Origin of the sequence: Streptomyces sp. NPDC001822 (genome assembly GCF_042892135.1) — a bacterium.
GTDB lineage: Bacteria > Actinomycetota > Actinomycetes > Streptomycetales > Streptomycetaceae > Streptomyces.
In genome coordinates this window covers 124,934-141,361 of sequence record NZ_JBIATW010000017.1, presented here as the reverse complement: position 1 = coordinate 141,361, position 16,428 = coordinate 124,934, and the positions used below count along the sequence as shown (strand labels likewise).

The 16,428-nt window shown below is 71.4% G+C and carries 16 protein-coding genes; 10 read left to right on the top strand and 6 right to left on the bottom strand.

Annotated elements, in window-relative coordinates:
• The first annotated feature begins 148 nt into the window (after positions 1 to 148).
• Complete coding sequence (locus ACFYY2_RS30355; protein ID WP_388748918.1) at positions 149 to 601, top strand: hypothetical protein; 453 nt, start codon at positions 149 to 151, stop codon at positions 599 to 601.
• Between the two features lie 376 nt (positions 602 to 977).
• Here ACFYY2_RS30355 and ACFYY2_RS30350 read toward each other — a convergent pair whose 3' ends face one another.
• The gene (locus ACFYY2_RS30350; RefSeq protein WP_388748916.1) at positions 978 to 1,355 is read right to left on the bottom strand and encodes a winged helix-turn-helix transcriptional regulator; all 378 of its coding nucleotides are present in this window, start codon (positions 1,353 to 1,355) and stop codon (positions 978 to 980) included.
• Positions 1,356 to 1,459: 104 nt separating this feature from the next.
• On the opposite strand from ACFYY2_RS30350, the gene ACFYY2_RS30345 reads away from it, so the two are divergent.
• Positions 1,460 to 1,825, top strand: a complete 366-nt coding sequence (locus ACFYY2_RS30345; protein WP_388748914.1) for a DoxX family protein — start codon at positions 1,460 to 1,462, stop codon at positions 1,823 to 1,825.
• A 58-nt stretch (positions 1,826 to 1,883) separates the two neighbouring features.
• Here ACFYY2_RS30345 and ACFYY2_RS30340 read toward each other — a convergent pair whose 3' ends face one another.
• Positions 1,884 to 3,299: a PepSY-associated TM helix domain-containing protein gene (locus ACFYY2_RS30340; protein WP_388748912.1), complete on the bottom strand. Its 1,416-nt coding sequence runs from the start codon at positions 3,297 to 3,299 to the stop codon at positions 1,884 to 1,886.
• A gap of 179 nt (positions 3,300 to 3,478) precedes the next feature.
• Between ACFYY2_RS30340 and ACFYY2_RS30335 the strand changes: the two genes are divergently transcribed.
• Positions 3,479 to 4,123 (top strand): DUF3159 domain-containing protein, encoded by a 645-nt coding sequence (locus ACFYY2_RS30335; protein ID WP_388748910.1) that lies wholly within the window; start codon positions 3,479 to 3,481, stop codon positions 4,121 to 4,123.
• Here ACFYY2_RS30335 and ACFYY2_RS30330 read toward each other — a convergent pair.
• Entirely contained in the window at positions 4,025 to 4,831 is an 807-nt protein-coding gene (locus ACFYY2_RS30330; RefSeq protein ID WP_388748908.1) for a methyltransferase domain-containing protein, read from the bottom strand. The genes ACFYY2_RS30335 and ACFYY2_RS30330 overlap by 99 nt on opposite strands.
• A gap of 104 nt (positions 4,832 to 4,935) precedes the next feature.
• Between ACFYY2_RS30330 and ACFYY2_RS30325 the strand changes: the two genes are divergently transcribed.
• From ACFYY2_RS30325 to ACFYY2_RS30305, 5 genes are read left to right on the top strand one after another with little or no spacing between them, the layout of a single operon-like run.
• Positions 4,936 to 5,094, top strand: coding sequence for a hypothetical protein (locus tag ACFYY2_RS30325; protein WP_388748906.1), 159 nt, complete (start codon positions 4,936 to 4,938; stop codon positions 5,092 to 5,094).
• The gene (locus tag ACFYY2_RS30320) at positions 5,091 to 6,122 is read left to right on the top strand and encodes a UbiA family prenyltransferase (RefSeq protein WP_388748904.1); all 1,032 of its coding nucleotides are present in this window, start codon (positions 5,091 to 5,093) and stop codon (positions 6,120 to 6,122) included. Before ACFYY2_RS30325 ends, ACFYY2_RS30320 begins: the two co-directional genes overlap by 4 nt.
• Positions 6,122 to 7,054, top strand: a complete 933-nt coding sequence (locus tag ACFYY2_RS30315) for a hypothetical protein (RefSeq protein WP_388748903.1) — start codon at positions 6,122 to 6,124, stop codon at positions 7,052 to 7,054. The genes ACFYY2_RS30320 and ACFYY2_RS30315 overlap by 1 nt, the downstream gene beginning before the upstream one ends.
• Positions 7,038 to 7,685: a hypothetical protein gene (locus ACFYY2_RS30310; protein WP_388748901.1), complete on the top strand. Its 648-nt coding sequence runs from the start codon at positions 7,038 to 7,040 to the stop codon at positions 7,683 to 7,685. Before ACFYY2_RS30315 ends, ACFYY2_RS30310 begins: the two co-directional genes overlap by 17 nt.
• Positions 7,682 to 8,743: a UbiA family prenyltransferase gene (locus tag ACFYY2_RS30305; protein WP_388748899.1), complete on the top strand. Its 1,062-nt coding sequence runs from the start codon at positions 7,682 to 7,684 to the stop codon at positions 8,741 to 8,743. The genes ACFYY2_RS30310 and ACFYY2_RS30305 overlap by 4 nt, the downstream gene beginning before the upstream one ends.
• A 63-nt stretch (positions 8,744 to 8,806) precedes the next feature.
• Here the strand turns inward: ACFYY2_RS30305 and ACFYY2_RS30300 are convergent, their stop codons facing one another.
• Positions 8,807 to 9,451, bottom strand: coding sequence for a DUF1345 domain-containing protein (locus ACFYY2_RS30300; protein WP_388748897.1), 645 nt, complete (start codon positions 9,449 to 9,451; stop codon positions 8,807 to 8,809).
• Between the two features lie 251 nt (positions 9,452 to 9,702).
• Between ACFYY2_RS30300 and ACFYY2_RS30295 the strand changes: the two genes are divergently transcribed.
• On the top strand, positions 9,703 to 12,036 hold the full coding sequence (locus ACFYY2_RS30295; RefSeq protein WP_388748895.1) for an FdhF/YdeP family oxidoreductase: 2,334 nt from the start codon (positions 9,703 to 9,705) through the stop codon (positions 12,034 to 12,036).
• A gap of 105 nt (positions 12,037 to 12,141) precedes the next feature.
• Here ACFYY2_RS30295 and ACFYY2_RS30290 read toward each other — a convergent pair whose 3' ends face one another.
• On the bottom strand, positions 12,142 to 15,531 hold the full coding sequence (locus tag ACFYY2_RS30290) for a CARDB domain-containing protein (protein ID WP_388748893.1): 3,390 nt from the start codon (positions 15,529 to 15,531) through the stop codon (positions 12,142 to 12,144).
• A gap of 375 nt (positions 15,532 to 15,906) precedes the next feature.
• Between ACFYY2_RS30290 and ACFYY2_RS30285 the strand changes: the two genes are divergently transcribed.
• The gene (locus tag ACFYY2_RS30285; RefSeq protein ID WP_388748891.1) at positions 15,907 to 16,107 is read left to right on the top strand and encodes a hypothetical protein; all 201 of its coding nucleotides are present in this window, start codon (positions 15,907 to 15,909) and stop codon (positions 16,105 to 16,107) included.
• Here the strand turns inward: ACFYY2_RS30285 and ACFYY2_RS30280 are convergent.
• Complete coding sequence (locus tag ACFYY2_RS30280; RefSeq protein ID WP_388748889.1) at positions 16,104 to 16,304, bottom strand: hypothetical protein; 201 nt, start codon at positions 16,302 to 16,304, stop codon at positions 16,104 to 16,106. The two genes, ACFYY2_RS30285 and ACFYY2_RS30280, sit on opposite strands and share 4 nt — an antisense overlap.
• Positions 16,305 to 16,428 lie beyond the last annotated feature (124 nt).

Below are 16,428 nucleotides of genomic sequence, written 5' to 3'. Positions count from 1 at the left end.
GGCGGGCAGCGCCGAAGCCCGAGTCGCGGCGGGGTGCGCGCTCGGGGAACGTGCCGTCGGCAGAGGCCGCCCCTCGGTCCGTGCGGAGACGGCGGGACGGCACTCGGGCGACGGCTGCTCCCGGCGGCGGACCTCGCGAGGTGATGCTGTGGACCAGCAGAAGGAGCGCCGGAGCACGGACCGCACGCCGGCGGCGCACGCGCGGGCGGGGCCGCTGCGGGGGCGCGCAGAGGTGCAGGAGCATGCGGAGGGGCGACCCGATCCGCCCCGCGAAGGCGCGCACCACACGGAAGAGGGCCCGCTCACCGTGTGCGAGCCACAGACCGCACAGGACGGCGGCCAGCAGGTGGGCGACGAGCATGCCGGCGGAGGGCATGCCGTCCATGGTGTGACCGACGTGCACCCCGGATCCGAGACCGGCCGGCACGTCGGAACCCAGGGGGTGCGCCGTGTGCGGGCCGTGGCCGGGAGGTGGCTGGGCGATCAGGTTCCCCAGACCCGCGGCGCGCACGACCTCGGCCGCCTCCCGGTCGGAGAGCCGGGCCGCGCCCTCGCCGCACAGGAGCTGTCCGGCCCACTCGTGGGCGAACGAGACGCGTGACGGCTGCGGGGATTGGGAGGCGGACTGCGCCAGGGCGAAGGCGGTGTGGAGCACGGTCTGCACCGCGACGGCTGCCGAGGTGACGGCGAGGGGTCCCCGCTCACGGCCCGCCAGGAGCCAGGCCGCCGATGCCGTGCCCACGAACGCGAGCGCCGTCGTCCACCAGGGCACCGCTGTTCCCGACGTGAACGCGTGGCCGGTGGCCGCGAGCAGCACACAGACGGCTGCGAACAGCACAGCCCGTACGGCGCGGTGGCTCCGGCCCGGATTCATGGCGGGCTCATCCTCGCACCGACCGGAGCGCCGCGCAGGTCCCCGTCCCGGACCGTCGCCTCCGGACACACACCGGGCGAAGAACACGGCCCGCGGGCGGAGTTCACTCGTCCCGCGCGTCATGGGCGGCCCTGCTGGCGCGGATCTCCGCATCGTGGGCGACGGCCCAGCTCGCGAGAGTCAGAGCCGGGGCGATGAGACTCTTCCCGAGGGACGTGAGCGCGTACTCGACGCGCGGCGGGACCTCGGCGTAGGCGGTACGGGAGACGAGACCGTCCCGTTCGAGGTTGCGGAGCGTCAGGGTCAGCATCCGCTGCGAGACACCCGGGATGGCGGTGTGGAGCTCGGTGAAGCGCAGCCGCCCCTCGTCGAGTGTGGCGACGACGAGCAGCGTCCACTTGTCGCAAATGCGGTCCAGCACGGCGCGGATCGTCCGGCCGCCGTCGCCTCGGATCATGCAGGTGTGCTCGTACCGCGACATGACGCTCCTTGTGCCTTGCGCACATCCGTGTGCCTTTTGTAGGCGTTGCGCAGGTGACTCATGATGACGCCATCCGCTTTCCGGCAGTGACACGAGGGGTCTCCATGCATGCCGCGTACTGGATCGTCGCCGCGCTCCTTTCCCTGTTCTACGTCTACGCGGGAAGCGAGAAACTTCGCCGGACCCAGGAGCAACTGCGGCCGATGATGGGCTGGGTGGACCGCGTGCCGATGTCCGCGGTCCGGCTCATAGGCGCCGTCGAGGTGCTCGGAGCCCTCGGCCTCCTCCTGCCTCCCCTCACGGGGATCGCGGTGTGGCTCGCCGTCGCCGCCGCGATCGGCTTCGTGCTGCTCCAGGTCGGCGGGACGGCGTTGCATCTGTCCCGGGGCGAGGTCCGTGAGACGTGGCTCAACGTCACGCTCATCGCGACGGCGGCGGCGGCCGCCTGGCTCGCGGCCGCCTGGCTCTGACGGGCGGGCGCGCCCGTCCCGCCGGACCGCCCCGGGCGTCCCGGCGGGGCCGGCGCACTCAGCCGGCCGGGGTGTACGTCCGCTTCCCGCGCCGGTGCGCGATCTCGCCCAGCAGGACGTCCACGGCCACGAAGGCGGCCAGCGGGATGCCCAGGAGCGGCACGAAGTAGCCGAGGACGGCGACGGCCGCCATCGACGGGACGAGGACGTGGGGCGGGACCTTCTGCCACGAGCCGCGCGGCATCGGGCGGCCGAACGACGAGCCGCGCCCGCGCTGCCACCACATCCGGTACCCCAGCAGGATCAGCGCGATCAGACCGGCGGTGAGTGCGGCCAGCACGATCTGGTTGACCAGCCCGAACAGTACGCCGGTGTGCGCGTCGATGCCCCAGCGCGTGAGCTTGGCGAGCGGCGGATGGTCGGCGAACCGGACCACGTCGGTGACTTCGCCGGTGGCCGGGTCGACCGCGACGGCGTCCTGCTTCTCCGGCCAGCTCCGCTGGATCTGCCGCACGACGTACGCCGACGAGGCGTCGGCCGGAGGCACGATCTCCACGGGGTCCGAAAGACGCTGCGAACGCGCCTGCTCCAGCACGGCGTCGAGGCCCACGTCCGCGCCCCGCGCGTCGCCGGAGCCGCCGGCACCCGTGTGCTCGGCGTGCTCACCCCCGGACGCGAGGCCCGCCGAGACCGCGGGGGTCGTCTGGCCGACCGCCTCGCGCAGGTCCGACACGCTCTGTCCCGCGTACGCCGACCACGTGAGCCCCGTCGCCGACAGGAAGAAGAGGCCGCCCGCCGCCCACACGCCCACGGTGCCGTGCAGCGAGAGGGTGCGCCGCCGGCCGGTCGCTCCGCGGACCTTGCGCCGCGCCCGCCGCCGTCCGAACCAGAGCACGAGGCCACCGCCCGCTGTCACCCACAGCCAGCTGGCCGCGAGTTCGCTGTAGAGACGACCCGTCTCCCCCAGGTGCAGATCCCGGTGGAGCTCGTCTATCCAGGTGCGCAGGGGCAGCGCGCCGGTGGAACCGTACTGCTCCAGGGCCCCCGTCACCTCGCCGGTGTACGGGTCCACGAACACGGCCAGGGTGTGGTCGGGATTCACACCCGGCACGCCGGACAGCAGGACACGCGTCGTCGCCCCGTCCTCCGGAGAGGGGCGCACCGCACTGACGGTCCCCTCCGGGTGCGCCTCCCGTGCCGCCGCGACCTGGCGTGAGACGGGCAGTTCGGCACCGCCGGCCGGGACACGCAGCTCATCGGCGTACATGATCTTCTCGGCCTGGTACGAGCCCGCGTAGAGCAGGCCCGTCGCGGCCGCCACCAGCAGGAACGGCGCGATGAGCACCCCTGCGTAGAAGTGGAGCCGCAGCACGAGCGGCCGGAGCGACGCCCAGCCGCCTCGGCCGCCGGGGGGTTCGGGTCGCGGGCTCTGCTGGTCGTCGTGCGAGGCGAGGACCGCTGGTTCGACGGACAAATCTGCTCTCCTTGGCGCGGGACGGCGTGGACGGGCCGTGATCGGCCGGTCCAGTAGTCGGATCGGACCGCCCGGTGGTTCCCGGCACCCGTCCCGGCACGGCTCGCGGGGTCCCAGGGCAGGCACCCTCTTCGCCCAACCTCGCTGCAGAACAAGGGATTTGTGCGACGATGCGCGCCATGCCCCAGGACGCGACGGAACCGAGCACGCCACGCCGCACGCTCCTGGCCCGGGACGCCTGCCTGCTCGTCCTGGTGAGCTTTCCGACCCTCGTCTGGTACGGCTTCTGGCGATTCGCGGAGGTGTCGCTCGTGACCGCCGCCGGCATCGCGCTGTCGGCCGGTCTCGTGGCGACGTTGATCGCCGTCCCTCTCGGTCATGTGCGGAAACTGCTGCTCGCCACCGCCCTGATGGCCGTCTCGGCCACCGTGGCGGCCGCGACCGGACGCGCGCAGGACTACTTCCTGCCGGGCATAGCCATCGACGCCGTCTACGCCGTGGTCCTGTTCGGCAGTGTCGTCGCCGGGCGCCCACTCATCGGGGTGGCACTCCGGGCGGGCGCCGGGCGGTGGAGATTCCGGACGCCGGGCACGGCACGCACGCACGCGGCCCTCACACTGCTGTGGGCGGTCCGCTTCGCCGCCGAGGCCGCCGTCATGACCGTCCTGTATCTCGACGGGAACGCCGATCTGCTGCTGGCTGCACGCTTCGTGCTGCGGGCGCCGCTACAGGTCGCGTGTCTCGCGCTGACCGTCCTCGTGCTCGCGCGGCGGACGGGCGGCCGGAGCGACGGGGAGGGAGACGGCGGGAGTCGCACCCCCTGAGGGCTGTCCCGCGCGGTGGCCGATCAGGGCCACGCGCGCCGTGCCACGGACCCGCACGAGCGCGCCCATCGCCCAGCGGGCCGGAACCGCGACGACGGCGGGCGGGGCGAGCATGCCGCTGCGGGCCACCGCCCGTACGGTCAGGGCCAGTTCGGCCGGTGACGCGGCCGGCGGCCGGCGCACCACGAGCGTCGGCAGCACGGGGCGCGAGCGCGGTACGCCCAGGCCGGCCGCAGTTCCACGCCGGCGCCCGCCGTTGAACAGCCGCACCCCGGGGCCGAGCCCGTCGACGGTCCGACGCGCGGTGCGCGGCCTCCAGACCGGGTGCAGGGCCAGGGTGCCGGCGGGCCGCAGCACCCGGAGCAGTTCGTGCAGCAGTTCCTCGGCGTCCAGGACGTGCTGCACGACGAAGCTGCCGAGCACGGTGGAGAACGCGTGGTCGCGGAAGGGCAGGGTCTGGCCGAGTGCGGCGACCGCCCCCGGCCCCTCCGGAGGGTCGTAGGCGTAGCCGGGATCCACCCGTACGACGTCGGGCCTGACACGCCCGAAGGGCGAGTCACCCGCACCGACGTCCAGGACGGGCCCTGCGTCCGGGAAGGCCGTCTCGCCGAAGACCCGTTCGTAGAACTCGGCGGTACCGCGGCCGGTCCTGAAGGTGCGGCAGGACTCCACGAGGTCCGGGCCGTGGCTGCTCGGCTCGCCTCTCACCTCACTCGACCACCTTTCAAATATGGATCTTTGGGCAAAGCTGGACACCAATCCTTCACACAGTCACACTGTATTGACTTTGCGTCACCGACAAGGGGGATGTTGTGCATCAGACACGTGTGGCCACAGCGGAGGACCGCGAACTGTTCGACGACCTGGTGAAGTCGATCGAGGTGGACTGGCACAGCCGGGAGACCTCGACCGGCGCGCGCGAGCGCCGTCGCCTGCTCGAACCACGCGCCGACGACGGCGTCGCTTGGTGAGGAGTGACGTCGGGGTCGGCCGGTACAGCCGGCTGACCCGGGTCCACGCCGCGAGCGCGGCGGCCTTCGTCTACCCCCTGGGCCCGTTGGTGGGCTCGGGGGGCGACGTGCCGCTCGCCCTCCTGGTCGCTGTCGCGCTGATCGGCGTGCTCGGGCACACCTACGGCTGCACGGTCAACGACCTGGCCGACCTGGCGTCGGACCGCCTGAACCCCGCGCGACGCAGGAGCGTCCTGGTCAGCGGAGCCATCACCGTGGGGGCCGCGCGCGGGGCGCTCGCCGTGCAGCTGTGTGCGGCCGCCGTACTGACGGCTGGAGCCCTCACCGCCGGGGACGGGGCCCGTTGGCCCTGGATTCTGGGGGTCGCGGCCCTGTTCGGCTCCATCACCTTGTCCAACATCTACCAGAAGCGCAGGATCGCCCATCCCCTCGCCATGGACGCGCTCTTCGGGGTGAACATGGGAGTCCCGGCCCTGCTGTGCTGCACGGTGGCGGCATCCGAGGACCTCGCGCCGGCAGCCCTGGTCGCTCTCGCGTTCGGCCTGCACATGGCCCTTCTCAACATCGTGGCCGGCAACCTCAAGGACCTCGAACACGACAGGTCCGTAGGGGACGACACGACCGCCCTGCGGCTGGGTGTCCGCGTGACGGAGGGGCGGCACGTGCTTGCGACGGTCCCGTACACCGTGCTCGTCCACCTGGTCCTCGCCGCGTCGGCGGCCGCCCTGCTGGCGCTGGCGACGACCGCCCCCGCCCCCGGGTGGCAGCGCGCGGTCGCTGCGGTCGTCGTGGTGGCCCTCCAGGCCGTCGCCGCGTGTTCGGTGGGAAACCTGCTCCGCAGGCGCCGGACCGTCGACCCCCGCGGGCGTGAGCTCTACCTCGGACTGAACTTCTTCTCGTTGATGGCTTCGGCGTTCCTCTGGGCACCGGCCGGGGTCATCACCGTCACGCTGCTCACAGCGGCGTGGCTGCCGATGACCCGCCGCCTGGTCACGATGCCGGCCGACGAACAGGAGAGGGCCGCCTGATGCCGTCCTTGACCGAGGCGCGCTCCGCCGTGCCCTGGGAAACCGTGGTCCACCGGGTCCACGCCGAGATCGCCGGTTCCGTGCCGGCCCTCGGCACGACCGCGCGGAGTCTTCCCAGGAAGGCCTTCGGACTCGAATCCGGCTTCTTCTACCTGCCCCTCGCCCAGGCCATGGACTGGGGCGAACGGGACGAGGGCTGGCTGCTGGACGTCGCCACGGTGTTCGGTCTCGGCCACCTCTACTACGTCCTGCACGACCAACTCGTCGACAGGGGAGGGCTGCCTCCCCGGCACGCGGTGCTCATGGACACCGCACTCGGTCTCTATCTGGACCGGGGCGCCCGACTGGGCACGGGCAGCGGCCACTTCCTGGCGGCGCACACCGCGTGCGCCGCGACGTACGCCGACGCGCTCCTCCGCGACATCACCCACAGCGAGAGGCCCGGAGAGGACTACACCGCCGACGACGTGTTCCGTCTCGGTGACAAGGCGGCCCCGGGGATTCTGGCTCTGCTGGTCGTGGCCCTGCGGTGCCACCGGCCTGCGCACCTGGACGACCTGTCCCGGTCGGTCACCGAACTCTGCTCGGGGCTGCAACTTCTCGACGACCTGCAGGACCTGCGGGAGGACTGGGACCAGCACAACGTCACCTTCCCCGTCTCGCTCGCGTTCCGCGCCATGCGGCGGAGCGATCCGGAGACTCCGCTCTTCACCTCGCACTCGGCGGACGACGCACTGGACGCGCTCTATCTGAGCGGCGGGGCGGCGGCGGTTCTGCGGCTGGCGCTGCGCTGCCTGGAGCGGGCACGCGTGCCCGCTTCCCGGACCGGCGCCGACGTCGTCCTCGGCATGGTGGACGCCTGGACGAAGCAGGCGACCGCCCAGCTCGAACGAGCCGAGGGAAGGACGAGGACGCGTGCTGATCTGGGGTGACCGCGTCGAGCCACCATGGCGCACCCGCCTGCTCGGCCATTCCTACGGGGTGTACTACACCGTCTGCATCGGCCTCTTCCGTCCCACCGTACGGGCCGGCGGGGAGACGCTGCCCGACGATCCGGTGCTCTACTACACACCTCACTCGGACCTCGTGCCCGGAGTGTTCGCAGCCCGCGCCTTCCGTCACTTCGCCTGGGTGAACGACAACACGGTGGGAGGGTACGCGGCCGCGCTCCCCGCCCTCACGGCAGGCCTGGACGTGTTCCGCATCGGCCGCGGGGGGCCACGCACCCCCTACGACCAGGTGCGTGACTTCCTGCGGGAACGAACGGGCCCGGTGGGGATCTTCACGGACGGCGGGCGCCGCAACGGGCAGGTGCGCAGGTCCCTGGCAGCCCTCTCCCAGGACACGGGCCGAGCGCTCGCCCCGCTCCGCGTCCGGGCGGACCACTCGTGGACCTTCGAACGGCAGTCGGTGCCACGCCCGTTCAGCACGGTCAGCGTCCTGCGCGGAGACCCGCTTCCCGCCTCCGTGCTCGCGGCCGCGGGTCCTGATCAGGCGCGCCGCATGCTGCAGGAGGCCCTCGACGCCCTGACGGGCGCTCCGGACGGACGGGGGGCGCGGTGACCGGGAGGACCGGTTCGGACCTCGGCTCCGGGGCGCGGCCCCGCGACCTCGCACGCTCCGGAAGCCGGGTGGCCCTGCGGCTGAGCGACTACGCGGGACTCGTTCGGCTGGAGTGTCTGCCGATGCTGTCCGCGCCCTTCCTGCTCGGCGCCGCCGTGTCCCCCGACGGCCTGTCCGCGTCCGCCCTCCTCTGGTTCGGAGCCGGCGCCGCCCTGCACGGCCTCAGTTGCGCGAGCAATGACATCGCCGACCGGGAGTTCGACGCACGCGACCCGAAGCGCGCCGGGCGTCCGCTGACCTCGGGACGCCTTCCGCTCCCTCATGCCGTCACCCTGTCGGTGGCCCTGGGACTGGTCTTCGCCCTCGCCGTCCTCACCGTGTCCAGCGCGCGGCCCTGGCTCCTCTGGTGCGTGCTGCTCGTCACCGTCTGGGGCAACATCCGGCAGAAGCGCTCGTCCCTGCCGTCGCCCGTGTTCGACCTGCTGTGGGGCGCCAGCGTCGCGGCGCCGCTCGTCGCATTCACCCCGCAGCCTTCCGCAGGGCTCCTGTCGACCGCCGCGGCCCTGGCGCTGGTGGTCTCCGCGTTCGACGTCGCGGGTGGGGACGTCAAGGACCTCGCCGTCGATCTGCGTGCCGGACTGCGGACCTCCGGCATCGCCCTCGGGCTGCGGGACTCCCCCGCGGGTGTCACCACCTCGGCCGCGTTCGGGGCAGCCATGGCCGGTGGCTACGCGGTGGTCGCGGCCCTGGTCGTCACCGCGCTGCTGACCGGGTCCGGGAACCTCCCGCTGCTCTCCTGCGCGTCGGCGGCCCTGCTCGCCGGAGCGGTGCCGCTCGTCCGCTGGACGATCGGGCCGGTCCTGGCTCCGGGCGGGCGCAGCGTCCTCTTCCTCGCGGGCCCGTTCGTGGCGCTCCTGTGCGCGACCGCCTCGTGGTCGCCCCGCCCGGTCCAGGTCGTCGAGGCCATGGGGGCCGTGTTCGGCGCCACGGCCGTCGCGGTGCTCGGACGGCTGGTCCTGCGGCGTGTGTCGGAGGCGTCGGTGGCGGCCACGCGCTGACGAGGGTCAGGGCACGACCGGCCGTGGCGCGTCCCCTTTCCACGCGGCCCGCGGTGGCCCGGGTCAGCCGGTCACGATCCCGATGACCAGGTTGATCGCGGTGGCCAGGATGCCCGTGCCGAAGACGTAGGACAGCAGGCAGTGCCGGAGAGCGACCGCTCTGATCGTGGAGCTGGACACGTCCGTGTCGGAGACCTGGTAGGTCATGCCGAGGTTGTAGCTGAAGTACAGGAAGTCGACGTACCTCGGCCGCTCGTCGGTGTTGAAGTCGATTCCGCCCTCGGGCGCCGCGTAGTAGAGGTAGGCGTAGCGGGTGGCGTACATCAGATGCAGGGACGCCCACGCCATGAACACCCCGCAGAGCGCTGCCGCCGCAGCGGCGTGACTCAGGTCGGCGTCGCCGACCAGGAGCAGCAGCACGATACCGACGAGCCCGCACAGGGCGGCGGCGACGACGGCGAGCTCCTCGGCGACCGGCCGGAACTCCTCACGCCGGACGTTGTGGTGCGTGGTCGCCGCGTCCATCGGCCACAGCGCGATCCAGCCCGTCACCACGAAGGCCGCCTCAGCCGCGGCGATGCCGGCGAGGAAGCCCAGCGGCAGACCGGTCGTCACGCCCGCGACACCACCGATCACGGCTCCGACGATCAGCGCTCCGGCGAGCCTCGGCACGGCCGAGCGCGCCAGTCGGTGGTTCAGGGAACTCACGGGCGACACCTCCACATCTCGGTGCGGGCCCCGGCTTCCGGGGAACCGGACGGGTCCGGCGGCCGTACCTCACGGCGGGCGCAGCGGACGAAAGGCACCGGTGGCACGGTCCGGCGACCCGGCCGCAGCGCCCCGGACACGCGGGGACGGCGCCCCGGGGGCCGAGTGGCAGGTCCGGCCCCGCTTGCATAGCCTGCCCGGAAGTATGGATTTTGTCGCTTTGTGCCCCACGTGGTGAAGGACTGGGATCCGTGAGCATCGACCGTGACGAGCAGCCATCCGTAGAATCCGAGGTCGGCCCCGCCCCCGAGGGCGAGCCGCGGTTCCGCCCCTACCACCATCCCGCCGCGGGCTGGGGTGCGGCCAAGAGCGTGAGCCGCTTCCTGGTCCGCGAGGGGGCGCTGGTGGACGGCCCGCGGGCGATCATGCGGATGAACCACGAGAACACCGGGTTCGACTGTCCCGGATGCGCGTGGCCCGACGATCTGAAGGGCCTGCACCTGGACATCTGCGAGAACGGCATCAAGCACGTCACCTGGGAGATGACCCACAAGCGGGTGGGGCGGGAGTTCTTCGCGGCGCACTCGGTGACCGAGCTGTCCGGGTGGAGCGACTACGACCTGGAGAACCAGGGCCGGCTGACCGAGCCCATGGTCTACGACCCCGAGTCGGACCACTACGTCCCGATCAGCTGGAAGGACGCCTTCGAGGTGGTCGGCCGTGCCCTTCGCGAGCTCGACAGTCCCGATCAGGCGTCCTTCTACACCTCGGGCCGCCTCGGCAACGAACCGACGTTCCTCTACCAGCTGCTGGCCCGCGAACTGGGCACGAACAACCTGCCGGACTGCTCCAACATGTGCCACGAGGCGAGCGGCCGCGCACTGCAGGCGTCCCTGGGCACGGGCAAGGGAACCGCGGACCTGAAGGACTGGGAGACGGCCGACGCCCTGTTCATCATGGGGGTCAACGCCGCCTCCAACGCGCCCCGCATGCTCACCGCGCTCGCCGCGGCCCACGACCGGGGCGCGAGCATCGTCCACGTCAATCCGCTCGTCGAGGCGGCGGCCACCCGCACGATCGTCCCGCACGACTTCACGGACATGGCCCTCTTCAAGTCCACACGCACCAGCACCCTGAACCTGCAGGTGCGCATCGGCGGCGACATGGCTCTGGTGCGGGGTATGGCCAAGGTCATCCTGGAGAAGTCGGGGACCGATCCCAAGGTCCTCGACCAGGAGTTCATCGACCGCTACACCACGGGGTACGAGGAGTACCGCACGCTGTGCGAGACGACCTCGTGGGAGGAGATCGAGGAGCAGTCCGGGCTGAGCCGTGACGACGTCCTCGCGGCGGCGCGCGTGTACTGCGAGGCCGACCGCACCATCATCAGCTGGTGCCTGGGGGTCAGCCAGCACGAGCACGGTGTCGACACCGTGCGCGAGATCGTCAATCTGCTCCTGCTGCGCGGCAATCTCGGCCGTGAGGGTGCCGGCCCCTCCCCGGTGCGGGGGCACAGCAACGTCCAGGGCAACCGGACCTGCGGCATCGACCACCGCCCCACCGAGCAGTTCCTGGACCGCCTGGCGGAGGTGTGCGGGATCGACCCGCCCCGGGAGCACGGTCTGGACACGGTCGGCACCATCGAAGCGATGCGGCGCGGGGACGTGAAGGTGTTCGTCGGCATGGGCGGCAACTTCGCCCTGGCCGCGCCCGACACCCCCGTCACCTACGCGGCGCTGCGCTCCTGCGATCTCACGGTCCAGGTGAGCACCAAACTGAACCGCAGCCATGTCGTCCACGGCGCCGGGGCGCTCATCCTTCCCTGCCTGGGCCGCACAGAGAAGGACCATCAGCGCAGAGGCGTCCAGCGCACGTCCGTCGAGGATTCGATGAGCATGGTCCATCTCTCGCTCGGCATGAAGCGCCCCGCCTCGAAGGACCTGCTGTCCGAACCGGCCATCATCGCCGGCATCGCCCGGGCCGCCCTGCCGGAGTCCTCGACGCCCTGGCAGTGGTACGTCGAGGACTACGACCGCATCCGGGACACCATGGCCAGGGTCCTCGACGGGTTCGAGGACTTCAACCGCCGGGTCCGCCTGCCGCTCGGCTTCCGCATCAAGCAGCCGGCCCGCGAGCTGGTCTTCCTGACCCCGTCCGGGCGCGCCGAGTTCTCCACGGCCGCGCTCCCCGACGTCGTCCCCGCACCAGGCACCCTCGCTCTGGGCACGATGCGCTCCCACGACCAGTGGAACACCACGATCTACTCCGACAACGACCGCTACCGCGGTGTCGAGAACCTCCGCACGCTGGTGTTCATGAACAGGGCGGACATGCGGGAACGCGGAATCGGCGACCTCGCTCCCGTCGACATCACGAGTACCGCGCGGGACGGGAGCAAGCGGTTCCTGAACGGATACCTCGCCGTCCCCTACGACATCCCGCGTGGCTGCGCGGCGGGTTACATGCCCGAGATGAACGTGCTGTGCGCACTCGTGGACCACAGCGCCCAGAGCGATCAGCCGGTCATGAAGCACGTCAGCGTCACGATCGCCGCGTCGTCCCGGCCCGCCACGGCCGGCACCTGAGGAGGGGCCGCCCCGCCGCACGGCGCCGACACCGCGGCCCCCGCCCGGCACGCTCGACGGCGTACCGGGCGGGGGCCGGGTCGTGCAACGGCCCGGGGGCCGTGACTACTTCCGGGCGGCCGCCCTGGCGGCGCTGCCGTTGATGACGAACTGCGATCCGGGTTCGACCACGACGTCTCCGTCGGCCGAGCCGGTGATCGTCACGTCGGTCAGCGTCGCACTGCCCCGCGCTCCGCCGTGGGCCAGGATTCCGGACCCGTTGACGGAGTTGTCGATCCGCACGCGCTGGATCTGGGCTCCGGGTACGGAGCCACCGCCGGACTTGAACTGGATCCCGTCGTACGTCGAGTCATGGATGTCGGTGTCGCGGATCGTGACGCCGGGGATGTCCTGACCGGCGGCGAACAGCGTGATGGCACCGAACTCCTGGGCCTCGCCCCAGAAGGCCCCTCCCGTGCGGTGGAGGGCGTTGTTGGCGATCAGTGTCTGCCCGGAGAAGGGCAGCGGGTCGTGGTCGGTCGCCAGCATGATTCCGGGGTAGTTCATCGTGTCGGAGATGATGTTGTTCTCGATCGTGTTGCCGTAACCCCCGTATACCGCGATGCCGTTGGCGCGCCACGGCAGCTGGATCGTGTTGTTGCGGAAGTGGTTGTCATGGCCGATGTCCACCGACGGGTTCTTGACGTACCGGCTGGACCAGACGGCCAGCGAGTCGTCACCGGTGTTCCTGAACGAGGAGTTGAACACGGTCGAGTTGCGGGTTCCGTTGGCGAAGTTGATGCCGTCCGCGTAGGTGTTGCGGATGCGCATGCCGGTGAACTCGACGCCGTCGCCGGGGCCCCAGAGGTCGGGGATGTTGTCGTAGTCGCGGCCGACCCACACGCCGACGTTCGCGTGCTCCAGCCAGACATTGGTGATCTTGGTGTCCTCGCCGAAGCGGCCGTTCAGCCCCACGCCGCCCTCGGCGTTGCCGTCCCCGCCCCGGATGGTGCCGGAGCCGAAGATCGCCAGATCCGAGATCTTGGTGTTGTCGTCGATGTCGAAGCCGAAGTTCCCCTCGTGCGGGTGGTTGATGCCCCCCGCGTTCTGGGGCTGGGTGAGCGTGTACAGCTGCGAGTGCCACATGCCCGCACCGCGGATCGTGACGTCCCTGATCCCGACCTGGTTGAACTGGCCCCGGTTCAGCGGGTCGTCGGTGAGGATCTTCTGCTCCTGCCGCCACTGCCCCGGCGGGATCCAGACACAGCCGATCTCGCCGTTCTGGTCGGCCGTGACCGCCCGCTGGATCGCGACGGTGTCGTCGATACCGTCGTTCGGGACGGCGCCGTAGGTGGTGATCGAGGTGCATCCGGACGGCTGGGACGCCGCCGGGGCGACCTGCTCCAGGTCGACGAGGTCGATGACGTAGAAGGACGCCGTGTCACCGGCGTCGCGCTGGAGGCGGAACTTCGTCCCCGCGGGATAGGTCTGCCCGAGCAGGGCGTTGGACTCGTCGAAGAGTCTCCGGGCGTCCGTCTGCGGCTGGTTGGTCAGGCCCTCGGGGCTGTCCGTGTCGCCGTAGAGCCAGCTGTGCTTGGAGGAGAGGGTCAGCTTCCGGGCGAAGGTGTTGTTGACGTACAGGCTGATCGTGGCCTCCGCCCCACCGCCGCCGGGGGCGTCGGGGACCGAGTTGCGGACCACGATCGAGTTGGACGGCACGGTCGAGGTGACCTCGACGTACTGTCCGGTGGAGTTCAGCCGCACGGACTGGCGGCCGGAGGACTCGGTGGCGAAGTTGGTGTGCCCGAAGGTGCGCTCCCGGTCCGACGTCAGCAGCGTGCCCTGGTAGGTGCCCTGTTCGGCCTCGTACTCGGTGTACGGCACCGCGGCGCCCCGCCCGACGACAATGGCGCGCGAGAAGACGTTGTTGTTCTCGTTCGTCTCGGCCACGACACCGGTCGCGTCGGCGGTGGCCGTGAGGTTGGCCCCGCCGCTCTTGGCCGTCCAGCTGCCGCTGACGGGCACGGTGACCGTGCCTCCGGCGGGAACGGCTCCCGTCGTGCCGTTCAGTGTGGTGCTCTCGACGAGGAGGCGGGTGACCGTCGAGGCGCTGACGGCGGTGGTTCCGCGGTTGTGCACGGAGACGGTGAAGGTGACGGCGGCGCCGACGGCCGGGTTCGACGGGTTGGAGGTGATCCCCAGCACCTCCAGGTCCGGGCCGGGGCTCTGGCCGACGACCAGCTTGGACGAGGCGGTACGGCTGTTGTTGCTGTTGTCCTGCTCGGCGATCGTGTCGCTGGGGTCCACCACCGCCGAGACCGAGTACGAGCCCATCGGCCGCTTCCCGACGGCGACCGGCACCGTGGCGGACGCTCCGGCGGCGAGGGCGCCCACGGCCGCGCTGCCGGCGACCACGCCCTCCAGGCTGACGTCGACGGCCGTCGCGGCGGCGGCCGACGTGCCCGTGTTGCGTACGGTCGCGTTCACGGTGACGTCGTCCTTCTCCGACGGCGTCGCGGGCGACCACGTCAGGTCGGAGACGACCAGGTCCGGGTTGGGGGCCGCGGTTCCGACGACCTGCAACTCGGCGACCTGGGCGCCGGGCGCGCCGGTGTTGGCGAAGAACTTCAGCTGGATGTCGGCGTACCGCCCGCTGACCGGGATCGTCACCGTGTTCTGGTTGCCGGAGGGGTTGAACGCGTAGTCGGCCCGGTCCTTCAGCGAGGTGAAGCCGGTGGCGGACTGGGCTCGGCCGAGCACCTGCAGGCTCTGCGTCCGGGTGGCCCACGCCTGGTCCGGGGAGAGTTTGAGGACGACCGCCTCGACGTCGGCGTCGGCACCGAGCTTCACGGTCAGCGTCGCGGGCTGGCCGTTCGACTCCCAGTAGGTGCCGGTCCTGTCGTCGTTGGCGTTGGCGGCCAGATAGGTCTGCGTGTACGACGAGGCCTCGATCGGCTTGTTGAGCGCCAGGTTGGAGCCGTTCGCCGGCGGCGGACCGGAGTCCTCCTCGCCGTAGACCTCCACCTGGGAGAGCTGTGCGGCGTTCCAGCCGGTGTTGGCGGTGATCTGCACGCGGACCTGGCGCACCTGCCTGGCGGTGAAGCCGATGGTCACCGTGTTGCCGGACGACGGGCTGAACACCCTGGCGGCCGAGGCCGAGAGCGCGCTGAACGTGCTCCCGTCCGTGCTCCCCTGGATGCTGAGCGTCTGGGTCCGCGCCTCCCACGAGGTCGGGAGCTTCAGCACGACCTGGTCGACGTCGAACCGGTTGCCCAGGTCGATCTGCACCCACTGCGGCAGGGCGCCGGAGCTCTCCCAGTACGTCTGCTGGCTGCCGTCCGTGACGTTGGACGCCGGGTAGGCGCCGTGCGATCCGCCGGCCGTCGCCTGCTTACCGAAGGCCAGATCGGTCGCCTGGACGGCGGCCGAGGCGGCCACGGGCAGGAGTCCCACGGTCATCAGCGCGGTGGTCACCGCACCCACGACGAGACGCCATCGGAGTTGCTTCCATCTCATGCTGTCCTCTGTTCCGGGGGGCCTGGGGACCGGGAGGGCACGGCGACGAGCCGCCGGCCGCCGGGCACGTCCTGCTGCGCGGGGCGGTCGGCGACGGCCGGGTACGGGCTGCCGGTACACCGATGAGGGGAGATCAGGAACGCCGGCAGGAGGGAGAGCAGGCCATCTGCCGGGAAAAACGCGCCTGTTACCTAGATTTTTGAGTGATCCGGTCAATATTTTGCGGTGCTGGGGTGACAGGTTTCTAGCAGGTGACACTTTTGTCAACGGTCCTCACAGCCGCACGCCCGTCGGCAGACCGTCGTCGCAGCTCAACGCCGCCCGCCGGATCAGCCGGAGGCGCTTTCGTCGTACGAAGTGGGCTTCCGTGCACCGGTGTTGCGGTGCAAGGCGGTGCGGTGCGACGAGCGGGCGGCCGCACCGGCACCGCCGGTGGAAGCGTCCACGGACCCCGCCGCGGAGGAGAGCAGCGCCGAGTCGGACGTGACGCTGTCCGCGTGCGAGATCGACTCGCTGACGCAGTGGCCGTCGGTCGTCGTGAGCATCACCAACGGCACGTCCGCCCCGCAGAGTTAGATCATCTCCGTGGAGTTCGTGAGCCGCTCCGGTACGCGTGTCGCCGAGGGCGTCGCCTCGACGAGCGCGCTCGCACCCGGGCGGACGTCGAAGCAGAAGGCCCAGGGCGTGGGCGAGGTGCCGGCCGGCACGAAGTGCGAGGTGTCGCACGTGTCGAGATTCCCGGAAGTCGGGTGACGACGGTCCCGAGCGGTCACCTCCGACACCTCGCCCGCCCCGGCGAGCACCACTGACGCCCCGCCACCCGACCGGGTGGCGGGGCGTCGGCCGTCCCACGCGCGGTCACCGCGAGCGGAAACCCTCGAGGTACCGGACATCCCA